Raw genomic sequence first — 12135 nt, forward strand, 5'->3', positions numbered from 1 at the left:
AGTCCAATCGGCACTAACCAGTGGAGACGGGGGTAGAGCGGTGTACATCGACAACAGCGGCGCCGACGGTCACGAGCTGAAGATCGAGGTCGACGGCCACGAGTACACCGAAGAGGCCACCGAGAGCCTGCACCACGACGGCACCATGGACACCGCCGACGTGGACGGGGACGACGGCGGGCACACCGCCTACACCGACACCGACCACGACGGCACCGCCGACCTCGCCACCCGGTACGACGCCGAGGGCCACGTCGTCGGCGAGTCCCACTACGACGCCGCCACCGGCCAGTGGAACCAGTCGGCTGGCTCGGCCAGCTCCGGCATGACCGTCGACACCGCCCAGGGCGAGCAGAACGTCGGGCCCGCCACCGCCGACACCGACGGCGACGGCACCAACGACACCGCCGTCGTGACCGACGCCGAGGGCAACACCTTCCTGTACACGGACACCAATGGCGACGGCAAAGCCGACTACGCCATGGAGATCGCCGCCAACGGCCAGGTCACCATCTCCGAGCACACCGGCGACCACCAGTGGACCCAGATCGAGCACGGCCACCTCGACGGCAGCGGCAATTACCAGAAGGACAGCGACGCCAGCAGCCTGCTCCAGTTCGGCGCCGACGACCAGTCCTGGGGCGGCGCCGAGCAGGCCAACGGCGAAGGCCTCGTGCGCACCGACCCCGCCACCGGCGAGTGGACCTGATCGAGCGCGACGGCCAAACGGACCTGATCGAGCGGCAACGCCGGCGGAGGCCAGCCCCCATTCATGGGCTGGCCCGCGGTCCGCACGGATTCCACGACCGACGGGCCTGACCCCAGGCACCTGCTGGGACCGATCCGCCGGTCGGCAGTGACGCTCGCCGCCTGGCACGGTCCTGCGCCGACAGTCACCGCCCAGCACCGACTCGCCGTGGCACCCGCCACTGATCCGCAGCCGCCCTTGCCACCAGAACTGATCCTCAGTCGCGCGTGCGGCCGACGGAAACCATCCCCCACCCGATCCCGGGGGGCGTCCCAGGCCCAGCCTATCGGCGGGAGGGGGTGGGCGAGGTGGGGGAAGATCGAGTTGTGGACAACTCGCGGGCTGTGGACAACCGGCGGACGCGGGTGAGTTGAGCCGATCGTGGGTAAGCATGGACACATCCCCGATACCATCAGGTGTCGGGGATGTCTCTTTTTCTGTCGGCATTTCACGGTAGTGATCCACGTGGTCCGTGATGGTCTGAACCAATGGGTTTTCCGAAACGATTCCGGAGTGACCGGGGTTACAGCGTGGAAGCGCTCTCAATGATCGGGTTTTGGGGTTCGGGCGTGCTCGAAAAGAGTGCTGAATCGATTCCTTGATCGCTTATGTGAGGTGGCTGACAGGTGAACGGTCGGCCACCGGTGTGTAACCCGGATACAGTTGGGCATCCCCTAAAACCTCACACCCGGACGCCGCCGGGTGTGGTTCCGCATTTCATGAGGACGCCGTCGTCTGCTTAGGGACAGCGGCGTCCCTGCGCTTTCGTCCGGCAGACCCCAGGGCAGGAGACGAGATGACCGCACTGACCATCCCCGGTCTCGACCAGGCACCGACCACCAACGCGCGGCTGCTGACCTGGGTGCAGGAGGTGGCGGAGGTGACCACGCCGGACCGGGTGGTCTGGGTGGACGGGTCCGAGGCGGAGTCGGAGCGCATCAACGCGGCCCTGGTCGAAGCGGGCACCTTCGTGCCGCTGAAGAAGAAGCCCAACTCCTACTGGGCGGCGTCGGATCCGACCGACGTGGCCCGGGTCGAGGAGCGCACCTTCATCTGTTCGGTCGAGCCGGCCGACGCGGGTCCGACCAACAACTGGATGGACCCGGCCGAGATGAAGGCCATCATGACCGAGCTCTACCGGGGCTGCATGCGCGGCCGCACGATGTACGTCATTCCGTTCTGCATGGGTCCGCTCGACGCCGAGAAACCCATGCTGGGCGTGGAGATCACCGATTCGGAATACGTCGTCGCCTCGATGCGCATCATGACCCGGATGGGCAGCAAGGCGCTGGCCCGCTTCACCGAGGACGCGGACTTCGTGGAGGCGCTGCATTCCGTTGGCGCGCCGCTGGAGCCGGGCCAGGACGACGTGCCGTGGCCGTGCAACGACACGAAGTACATCACGCAGTTCCCGGAAGAGCGGCGGATCTGGTCCTACGGCTCGGGCTACGGCGGCAACGCCCTGCTGGGCAAGAAGTGCTACTCGCTGCGCATCGCCTCGGTGATGGCCCGCGACGAGGGCTGGCTGGCCGAGCACATGCTGATCCTCAAGCTGATCTCGCCGGAGAACAAGGTCCACTACATCGCGGCCGCCTTCCCGTCGGCCTGCGGCAAGACCAACCTGGCCATGCTGGAGCCGACCATCCCGGGCTGGAAGGTCGAGACCCTCGGCGACGACATCGCCTGGATGCGCTTCGGCGAGGACGGCCGGCTGTATGCGGTGAACCCGGAGTACGGCTTCTTCGGTGTCGCTCCGGGCACCGACTACCACACCAACCCGAACGCCATGCGCACCATCGAGCAGGGCAACTCGGTGTTCACCAACGTCGCGCTGACCGATGACGGCGACATCTGGTGGGAGGGCATGGGCGAGAAGCCCGCGCACCTCACCTCCTGGAAGAAGCAGGACTGGACGCCGGAGTCGACGGAGCTGTCCTCGCACCCGAACTCCCGCTACTGCACGCCGATGCAGCAGTGCCCGATCTTGGCCCCGGAATGGGACGACCCCAAGGGCGTGCCGATCTCGGCGATCTTCTTCGGCGGCCGTCGCGCCACCACGGTGCCGCTGGTCACCGAGTCCCGCGACTGGCAGCACGGCGTGTTCATGGGCGCGACGCTGTCCAGCGAAACGACGGCCGCGGCAGTCGGCCAGGTCGGTGTGGTGCGCCGCGACCCGATGGCGATGCTGCCGTTCATCGGCTACCACGCCGGTGACTACTTCAACCACTGGATCCAGCTGGGCAAGAACGCCAACGCGGAGAAGCTGCCCAAGATTTTCTACGTGAACTGGTTCCGTCGCGGGGCGGACAAGAGCTTCCTGTGGCCGGGCTTCGGCGAGAACAGCCGCGTGCTGAAGTGGGCCATCGAGCGCATCGAGGGCAAGGCCGCCGCCGAGGAGACGGCCATCGGCCACGTGCCGACGCCGGCCGACCTCGACCTGGCCGGCCTGGACGCGCCGGCCGAGGCCATCGCCGAGGCGCTGGCCTTCGACGCCGACGAGTGGCGGGCCGAGCTGCCGCTGATCGAGCAGTGGTTCGACAAGATCGGCGACAAGTTGCCCACCTCGCTGCGTGACGAGTTCGAGGCGCTGAAGCAGCGCCTGGGCTGATCTATCTGGGAAGACTTCGGCCGGCAGGGTCTCGATGACGTGGCCCTGCCGGCCGTTTCGTGTCTTCGCCGCTCGCCCGGACGAGTGAGCAACCGGACAACGGGGTTCGGCGTCCTCCTCAACGAAAGAGGAGGTGTGTCACGTGATTTTCGCGGCGTTGGCGATGCTGGTGCTCGCGGCGATCGCCCTACCCATGGCGACCATCGCGCTGACCAGATCCGCCCACAAGACCACGGCCGCCGACGGGGAACCGCCGGCGACCACGGATCAGCACGACAGCGACCCGGCCGCGGCCCGCTAGCGCTCAGCTCGGCAACGGGCCGTTGCCGATGTGCTCGAGGCGGGTGCCGACCGGACGGGCGGCCTCGGCGTAGCAGATGAGATTGGTGTAGCCCTGCGCCCAGGCCTGCCGGGTGTCGGGGGCCCGCCAGGTGTAGGTGATGTCGGTCCGAGACGCCGTGCCCAGGTAGCTGACCAGCTCCTGCGAGCAGCGGTCGCGGGCGACCTGGTTGATCACGTCGGTGGCCGGCATCGGATCGGTGGACCGGCCCAGCGCCTGCACGCCCGGCAGGGCCTCGCCCAGGTGTGGCTTGTCGCAGGAGCCGAACTGCAGGGTCTGGCTGTGCGAGGGCGAACTGACCGTGCACGTCTGGTACTTGTCGAAACCGGCGCCGGCCAGGGCGCGCCGCAGCGAGCCGGTGATGGTCAGCGGGTTGCCGGCCGAGTCGATCTGGGTGGCCGCGCACACCAGCCACCGCTCGCCCTGCGTCCAAGCGTCGGCCTGCGGCCAGAACGCCCAGGCCTGGATGTCGGTGGCATCGGCGTCCTTGCCGCCCACGAAGTCGGCGAGCGCGTCCCGGCACTGCGGCAGCGTCGACCTGGTCATCGTGGTGTCGTCGGGCAGCGCGCTGGGCAGCCCGTCCGGCAGGTCGCCGACCAGGGTCACCTCGCCCTGGTGCGGCTGGGTGCACGCGATGGTCTTGTGATCGGCGTCGATGCAGTCGCCGACGGCCGGCAGCGCGTCGTGGTTGACGCCGCCGCTGTCCACCCGCGGCATCGGCAGCGGGGCGTCACCGGCCGCGTTGTCCGGTGAACTCGGTGTGACCGACAGTGCCTCGGACAGGTCCATGGTCGGTCTGCCGCAGGCCGCCACCATGCCAACAAATGCCAGCACGATGACCGCCAACCAGCCCTGCCGCACCATCGACCTCCTCGTCCATTCGGCTATCCGGCCGTACGACCGTACCGGCTCAACCGGACCCCAACCTGGCAATGACCTGAGGGATGCTCCGACGCTGCCGTGGCGGGCAAGCATCCCCCAGATCGACTACCCACGGTCAGCTCAAAGCATTCGCGGCGGCCGTGACCAATGCGACGGTCTGGGTGGTGATGGCGGTCCGCCGGGCCTCGAACGCCGGGTCGGTCAGCGCCGTCGTGCCGGCCGGGTCGCCCAGCACCGGGGTGTGCAGGTGGCCGCCGCGCACGGCGGTCGCGCCCAGGCCCAGCCGCACCCGGTTGGACCGGTACATGCTCTCGTTGGACAGGTAGTCACCGCCGCCGCCCTGCGCGGCGATCTCGCCCGGCTTCGGCGCGTCGGTGCGGCAGACCTGCTGGCCGGTGCCCGGATGGCTGCTGTCCGACCAGACGCAGAACAGCAGGTCGAAGTTGACCGGGTAGCTGCCGGTCGGGGTGGCCTGCATCTGCTGGTACGGCAGCGTGGTCTCGATGAACTGGTCGGCCGGCTGGGGCCAGCCGGCGGCCGCCGGGACCGGGCCGGTGGAGCTGGCGTCCAGGTTGTCGGGGAAGCCGCCACGCCAGTCGCCGGCCCAGCGCTCGATGTCGAACTGGCCGGGGCGGCCCTGGCTGATGGTCATGATCATGTCCGGCCGGTGGGCGCCGTCCTTGATCGCCGTGCCGTAAGCCGCTTCGACGATGCCCTGGTCGAAGTAGCTCCAGACGACCGGGAAGCTGACCGCCTGGACCACGGCCGGCCCGCTGGGCGTGGTGATGGTCAGGCCGTCCAGCTGGAGCGCGGCCGCGCCGGCCGGGTTGGAGATGCGCACCCCGGCGCCGTCCAGCTCGAACGGGTCGAAGCCGCTGACCATGATCTTCTTGACGCCGGCGCCGGCCGGCAGCCGGTCCGTGTCGAGGCCGCGGGAGCCGTGGTCGAGGGCGGTGAGCAGGGCCGTGCGGTCGGTCGCCGACACCGTGAACTTGGGCTGCCACTGTCGCAGCGCCTTGCTCATCTCAAGGCGGGCCCAGTACAGCGGGCGGTCGTCGTGCTGGTCATCGGTGCCCATGCCGGGGCGGCGGCCCTGGGCGCGGTCGACGGCGGTCTGCCAGAGGTTGTCCCCGGCCGCGGTCACCAGCAGCCGGGCGGCCGAGGTGGACTTGGCCGCGCACAGCTTCTGGGTGAAGTCGGCGACCAGCGGGTCGAAGCCGGCCTGGGTGACCAGGGTCGGCCCGACGGCGGGGCCACCGGCCGGCATGGTCGCGGCCAGCCGCTGCTCCTCCACGGTGAGCTGGGCGTTCGGGTTGAGGCACTGGGCGTCCGGTGCGGCCTGGGCGACCGCCGGGCTCAGCAGGGTGAGCGCCAGGACCGCCGGGGCCAGGATGTGAACTTTCTTCGTAATCGCCACCTGAACGAGTGTTGTGCATCCGTGCGTAGAGCAACACGGCAAGTAGTCGGTTTTCGCGCGGAGGGTCAAAGCCGATGGCACGCAGAGGCATGGCCGGGGACGTGGCGATCGTCGGCGCGGCGGTGCTGGTCGCGGCCGGTGTGCTGGTCGCGGTGGCCACGCCCAATGCCAAGGTGCAAGCGTTTGCCAACCAGCTGACCGGCGGCGACGACGCGCCCGCGGTGGCGCTGCCCGGCCCGCCCCCGCCGGCCTCGACCGGGTCAGCGGTGCCGACCACCACCGTACGGGCGCAGATCGTCGTGCAGACCGACGCCACCGGACGGGTCGTCGGCATGCAGCCGCGGACCCCGCTGCCCTCGACCGCCGGCAGCTCCCCGGTGCCGGCCGCCCAGTCCCACCTGGCCGACATCGCCCAGGTCTGGCAGGTCGACCCGGCCTCGCTGCGGGTCGCCGACGTGCGGCCGGTGCCGTTCGGCACGGTCGTGCGCTACCAGCAGACCATCGGCGGTGTGCCGGTGTTCGGCGGCCAGATCGTCGAGGCCCTGACCAAGGACGGCTCGCTGGTCAGCGCGGTCGGCAAGACCACGAAAGCTCGGTCCGGTGGCTTCCCGACCGACCAGTCGCAGACCGTGCGGGCCGCCGGCCAGAAGGCGGTGTCCGCGACCGCCGACGCCAAGAAGCTGGCGGCCAAGGACCTGAGCGTGCAGGCCACCGACCAGTACTGGTGGGATCCGACGCTGGGCGGCGTGACGACCGGCAAGGCCGTGGCCAAGCCGGTCTACGTGGTGCACATCCGCGGCACCAGGGCCGACCAACAGTGGTCCATGGTTGTCGGCGCGGCCGCCACCGACGTGGTGCAGTCCTGGTCGGAGACCAGGGAGGCGACCAACCGGGACGTCTGCGACGCCCGCCGGCAGCTGGTCAGCGGCAGCCAGGGCTCGGTCCGCTGCGGCACGTCGTTCCCGCTGGTCCGCACCGAGCAGGGCGGCGCAGGAGTCGGCGACGTCGGCAATGTGTTCAAGTTCTTCGGCGACGCCCAGAACTTCTACGCCCGGTTCACCGGCCTCGACCTGACCTCGCTGATCGGCGCGGACTACGGCGACGGCACCGGCAAGGCCATCCGCGGCACGGTGCGGATCTGCATGGTCGGCGAACGCTGCCCGTTCCTCAACGCGTTCTGGGACGGCGAGCAGATGGCCTTCGGCGAGGGCGTGACCACCGAGGACATCACCGGCCACGAGCTCACCCACGGCGTCACCCAGCACACCTCCGGCCTGCAAGGCGGCCAGGCTGACGCCATCAACGAGGGCATGTCCGACGTGTTCGGCAAGTTCATCGGCATCACCTCGGCGGATCCCAACGACGCCGGTGCCAACCGCTGGTCCATCGGCGCCGGCTCGGCCATCGGCACCATCCGGGACATGCGCAACCCCAACCGGTTCCAGCAGCCGGACCGGGTCAACGGCGCGTTCTGGGTGACCGACAACCCCGACCCGCACGCCAACGACGGCGTGGTCAACAAGACGGCGTTCCTGATCACCGACGGCGCCGCCTTCAACGGCCGGACCGTGCGCGGGCTTGGTGTGGCCAAGGCCGTGCAGGTGTGGTTCGGGGTGGAGAACCTGCTCACGCCGCGGTCCACGTTCCAGGATCTGGGCAACGCGCTGACCACGTCCTGCCAGGCCAACCTGGCCGCGGGCGTCACCGGCCTCACCCAGGACGACTGCGCCCAGGTCGCCAACGCCGTCTCGGCCACTCAGCTGGACCAGGCGCCGCGCTGACCTGAGCACTCGTACGGTCACAATTCAGACACCTGATCACCTGATCGGGGCGGGCACGATCATCCCGGCTTAACATCCGCTTCATTCGCGACGCCGGGAGGAAGTCATGTCGAACGAACCGCCACCGCGGCGGTGGAACCCGTGGAACCTGTTGCTGCTGGTCCCGCTGCTGATGCTGATCACGCCGTGGTTCAACTTCGACGGGCCCCGGGTGTTCGGCCTGCCGTTCTTCTACTGGTACCAGTTCCTGTTCGTGCCGGTCGGCGTGATCTGCGTCGGCGTGGTCTACGCCAAGAGCCGGGGTGAGCGCCGGTGACCACCTCGCAGATCGTGCAGCTCGTCGTCTTCCTGGTGCTGTTCGTGCTGGTCGCGGTGATGGGCTTCCTGGCCTCGCGCTGGCAGGCCGGCACCACGCTGGACCACCTGGACGAGTGGGGCCTGGGCGGCCGCAAGTTCGGCTCCTGGATCACCTGGTTCCTGGTCGGCGGCGACCTCTACACCGCGTACACCTTCGTGGCGGTGCCCGCGCTGATCTTCGGCGCCGGCGCGCTCGGTTTCTACGCGCTGCCCTACACCGTGGTGCTCTACCCGATCGTCTTCCTGCCGTTGCAGCGGATGTGGTCGGTGTCCCGGATGCACGGCTACGTCACGCCGGCCGACTTCGTGCGCGGCCGCTACGGCTCCTCGCTGCTGGCCCTGCTGATCGCCATCACCGGCATCGTCGCCACCATGCCCTACATCGCGCTGCAGCTGGTCGGCCTGGAGTCGGTGCTGCGGACCATGGGCATCAACGGCAGCGGGCTGCTCGGCCACCTGCCGCTGTTCATCGCCTTCGTCATCCTGGCGCTCTACACCTACCAGTCCGGCCTGCGGGCCCCGGCGCTGATCGCCTTCGTCAAGGACGCGCTGATCTACCTGGTGATCATCGTGGCGATCATCTACCTGCCGGCCAAGCTCGGCGGCTGGAGCCACATCTTCGACCAGGCGGCCAGCACCCTGGCCAAGCCCAGCCCGACCACCGGCAAGCCGGCCGGCTCGATCATCCTCGGGCCCACCAACCAGCTGCAGTACGCGACGCTGGCCCTGGGCTCCGCGCTGGCGCTGTTCCTGTACCCGCACTCGGTGACCGGCATCCTGGCCTCCAAGAGCCGCACCGTGATCAAGAAGAACATGGTCGCGCTGCCGGCCTACTCCCTGGTGCTGGGCCTGCTGGCGCTGCTGGGCTACGTGGCCCTGGTGTCCGGGGCCAAGCCGATCGTCAACCAGGCCACCGGCAAGCCCGACTCCAACACCATCGTGCCGGTGCTGTTCGGCCAGCAGTTCCCGGCCTGGTTCGCCGGCATCGCCTTCGCCGCCATCGGCATCGGCGCGCTGGTGCCGGCCGCGATCATGTCCATTGCCGCGGCCAACCTGTGGACCCGCAACATCTACAAGGAGTACTTCAAGCGGGACGCCACCCCCAAGCAGGAGGCCACCCAGGCCAAGCTGGCCTCGCTGGTGGTCAAGTTCGGCGCGGTGGCCTTCGTGCTGTTCGTGGACCCGCAGTTCTCCATCGACCTGCAGCTGATCGGCGGCGTGATCATCCTGCAGACCCTGCCGGCCGTGGCCATCGCGCTGTACACGCGCTGGCTGCACCGCTGGGGCCTGGTCGCCGGCTGGATCGTCGGCATGGGCTGGGGCCTGTACCTGCTGTACACGATTCCCAATCCCGCCAACGGCCACCTGCACTTCGGCGGCTCGGCGCTGGCCCTGGGCAACCTGTCCCTGTTCGGCTGGCACCCCTTCGCCGGCTCCGCCGTGCAGATCTACGTCGGCGCCGTCGCCCTGGTCGCCAACCTGGTGGTCGCGGTGGTCGTCACCCTGATTGCCCGCCAGGCCAAGTGGTTCAACGGCGTGGACGCCACCAACCGTGACGACTACGACGCCGACGACGGCCACCCGAAGCTGAAGGAGATCGCCGTCCACTGAGTCGGCGTTACCGCTTTCCGTTTGGAAGGGACCATTCCTCTCGTTGGATGCGAGGAATGGTCCCTTCACTGCGTCAGGTCATCGGGAACAGCCGGGTCATGAAGGCGTCCCAGAGCGGGGCGGGCAGGGTCCGGTAGAGCAGCGGCAGCACCCGGGCCGCCGGGCCGATCTTGTAGCGGGCCTTGGGGTTTCGCGCCGTCACGGCCCGCAGCACGACCTTCGCCACCCGCTCCGGCGTGGTCATACCGGGCGCGCCGGGACGGGTGTAGCGGACCATGCGCTCGTGGTGGTTGGCGCGGAACTTCTCGTACGGGCCAGCGGTTTCCGGCCAGGTCGAGGCCTGGGTCGCGGCGAACGCGGACACCACGCCGCCGGGTTCCAGCAGCGACACCCGCACGCCGAACCGGCGCACTTCCATCCGCAGCGCGTCGGACAGCGCCTCCAACGACCACTTCGTCATGTCGTACGCGGCCGAGGCCGGCACCCCGATCAGCCCGCCGGCCGAGCCGATGTTGACGATCACGCCCCGGCCGCGCTCGCGCATCGCCGGCAGCACCAGCTGGCAGAGCCGGACCGCGCCGAAGACGTTGGTCTCGAACTGGGCCCGCAGCCGGTCCAGCGACACCTCCTCGACCGGGCCGGCCTGGGCGTAGCCGGCGTTGTTGACCAGTGCGTCGAGCGCCCCGACGGTGTCGACGGCGGCCAGCCGGGACTGCTCGTCGGTCACGTCCAGCTCGACCAGGCGGCAGCCCTCGGCGGCCAGGTCGGCGATGGTGTCGATGTTGCGGGCGGACGCCCAGACCGGCAGGCCCGCCCGGGCCAGGGCGATCGCGCTGGCCCGGCCCACGCCGGTCGAGCAGCCGGTGATCAGAACGGCCATGTCTCCCCCTTACTAAATGCTCAGTAAGTGCGACCGTAGGCCCTTACTGAATGTTCAGCAAGTAGGCTGTCCGGGTGGCCGACACCAAGCAGCGCATCCAGGACGTGGCCCGCGAACTGTTCGCGCGGCAGGGCTACACCGGCACCTCGATGGCCGACATCGCCGGCCGACTGTCGATCACCCCGGCCGCGCTCTACTACCACTACAAGTCCAAGGCCGACGTGCTCGACGCGTTGCTGGCCGAGCCCCTCGCCGCCTACGCCGAGCTGGCGAAGAACGCCGCCGAGCTGGCGCCCGCCGAGCTGCTCGCGGCGTTTGTCGACTTCACCGCACGGGCGCACACCGTGATCCCCGTGGTCACCAGCGATCCGGCCGTGCGGGATCTGCTCGACGAGCGCTTCCCCAGCCAGCCGGCCGACATGATGGCAGCGGTGATCGCCGCCCTCGCCGGCCCGGCCCCGGACCGCGCGGCGCTGATCCGCGCCCACGCCGCGTTCGCCGTCGTCAAGGAAGCGACCACGGCCGTGCTGGCCGAGCGCAGCCTGGAATCCACCGACCGCAAGGAGATCCTGGCTGCGGCGCGCCGGGTGCTCGACGCCTAGAGCACCAGGGCGGCGGCTCCGACCAGTCCGGAGTCGTCGCGTTCGGCGCGCACCACCCGCAAGCCCTTCAGGAACGACAGGCCGGCGTGCACCTTCAACGTCCGCCGGATCGGGTCGAACAGCAGGTCGCCGGTTTTCGAGATGCCGCCGCCGATGACCGCGAGGTCCAGGTCGCAGATCGCTGCCGCCGCGGCGATCGCCAGGCCCACGGCCTTGCCGCCGCGTTCGAATGCCGCTGCGGCAACGGGGTCGCCGGCGCGGGCGGAGCGTTCCAACTCGATGGCGTCGGCCCCGGACCAGCCCTGTTCACGGGCCCAGCGCACCATGTTCGGCCCGCCGGCCACGGTCTCCACGCAGCCCCGGCCGCCGCAGGTGCACGGCCAGCCGTCGGGCTCGGCGACCACGTGGCCGATGTGCCCGGCGTTGCCGGTCCGCCCGCCGAACGGTTTGCCGTCGAGCACGAGCCCGCCGCCGACACCGGTCGACACCACCATGCCGATCATGAACCGGCTGCCGCGGCCGGCCCCGAGCCAGTGCTCCCCCAGCGCGATGCACAGGCCGTCCCCGGCCAGCGACACGGGAACGCCGGGAAGCAGGGACTGAACCCGGTCGCGCAGCGGAAAGGCCTGCCAGCCATTGATGTTGATGGGGCTGACGGTGCCGGCGTCGGCGTCGACGGGACCGGCGGAGCCGATGCCGACGGCCCGGATATCGATGTCACTGGGCACCGTGCCGTCCAGCACCTCGGCGACCAGGCCGGCGACGGCCTGCCAGGCCAGCTCGGCGTCGTGCGCGGGGGTGGGCCGCACGGCGCGGCGCAGCACGGCGCCGCGCGAGTCGACGAGCCCAGCGGCGATCTTGGTGCCGCCCACGTCGAGCGCCAGCACGTGGTCGGTCACCGGTGTTCCT

Annotated in this window: 11 protein-coding genes; 7 read left to right on the top strand and 4 right to left on the bottom strand. The window is 69.8% G+C overall.

The features are described 5' to 3' along the window. The first annotated feature begins 40 nt into the window (after positions 1–40). The 3 genes from JJ691_RS39365 to JJ691_RS39375 all read left to right on the top strand — a co-directional run bounded on the left by JJ691_RS39365 (position 41) and on the right by JJ691_RS39375 (position 3657). Positions 41–709, top strand: a complete 669-nt coding sequence (locus JJ691_RS39365; protein WP_211764571.1) for a hypothetical protein — start codon at positions 41–43, stop codon at positions 707–709. An 835-nt stretch (positions 710–1544) separates the two neighbouring features. After that, positions 1545–3356, top strand: a complete 1812-nt coding sequence (locus tag JJ691_RS39370; RefSeq protein ID WP_211764572.1) for a phosphoenolpyruvate carboxykinase (GTP) — start codon at positions 1545–1547, stop codon at positions 3354–3356. A 142-nt stretch (positions 3357–3498) separates the two neighbouring features. Next, positions 3499–3657, top strand: a complete 159-nt coding sequence (locus JJ691_RS39375) for a hypothetical protein (protein ID WP_211764573.1) — start codon at positions 3499–3501, stop codon at positions 3655–3657. Positions 3658–3660: 3 nt separating this feature from the next. On the opposite strand, the gene JJ691_RS39380 is transcribed toward JJ691_RS39375, so the two are convergent. Together JJ691_RS39380 and JJ691_RS39385 are read right to left on the bottom strand one after the other, a co-directional pair. Beyond that, on the bottom strand, positions 3661–4560 hold the full coding sequence (locus tag JJ691_RS39380) for a septum formation family protein (RefSeq protein WP_211764574.1): 900 nt from the start codon (positions 4558–4560) through the stop codon (positions 3661–3663). Between the two features lie 133 nt (positions 4561–4693). Continuing rightward, positions 4694–5995: a hypothetical protein gene (locus tag JJ691_RS39385; RefSeq protein WP_211764575.1), complete on the bottom strand. Its 1302-nt coding sequence runs from the start codon at positions 5993–5995 to the stop codon at positions 4694–4696. Positions 5996–6069: 74 nt separating this feature from the next. On the opposite strand from JJ691_RS39385, the gene JJ691_RS39390 reads away from it, so the two are divergent. From JJ691_RS39390 to mctP, 3 genes are all read left to right on the top strand, one after another. Beyond that, positions 6070–7776: a M4 family metallopeptidase gene (locus JJ691_RS39390; protein ID WP_211764576.1), complete on the top strand. Its 1707-nt coding sequence runs from the start codon at positions 6070–6072 to the stop codon at positions 7774–7776. A 106-nt stretch (positions 7777–7882) separates the two neighbouring features. Beyond that, complete coding sequence (locus JJ691_RS39395; RefSeq protein WP_211764577.1) at positions 7883–8092, top strand: DUF3311 domain-containing protein; 210 nt, start codon at positions 7883–7885, stop codon at positions 8090–8092. Between the two features lie 59 nt (positions 8093–8151). After that, positions 8152–9744, top strand: coding sequence for a monocarboxylate uptake permease MctP (mctP, locus tag JJ691_RS39400; protein ID WP_249228333.1), 1593 nt, complete (start codon positions 8152–8154; stop codon positions 9742–9744). Positions 9745–9817: 73 nt separating this feature from the next. Here the strand turns inward: mctP and JJ691_RS39405 are convergent, their stop codons facing one another. Next, a complete protein-coding gene (locus JJ691_RS39405) occupies positions 9818–10624 on the bottom strand; it encodes an SDR family NAD(P)-dependent oxidoreductase (RefSeq protein ID WP_211764579.1) in 807 nt (268 codons plus the stop codon). A 74-nt stretch (positions 10625–10698) separates the two neighbouring features. On the opposite strand from JJ691_RS39405, the gene JJ691_RS39410 reads away from it, so the two are divergent. Continuing rightward, entirely contained in the window at positions 10699–11226 is a 528-nt protein-coding gene (locus JJ691_RS39410) for a TetR/AcrR family transcriptional regulator (protein ID WP_211764580.1), read from the top strand. Here JJ691_RS39410 and JJ691_RS39415 read toward each other — a convergent pair. Beyond that, on the bottom strand, positions 11223–12125 hold the full coding sequence (locus tag JJ691_RS39415) for an ROK family protein (protein ID WP_211764581.1): 903 nt from the start codon (positions 12123–12125) through the stop codon (positions 11223–11225). The two genes, JJ691_RS39410 and JJ691_RS39415, sit on opposite strands and share 4 nt — an antisense overlap. Positions 12126–12135 lie beyond the last annotated feature (10 nt).

Source organism: Kutzneria sp. CA-103260, assembly GCF_018263855.1.
Taxonomy (GTDB): Bacteria; Actinomycetota; Actinomycetes; order Mycobacteriales; family Pseudonocardiaceae; genus Kutzneria.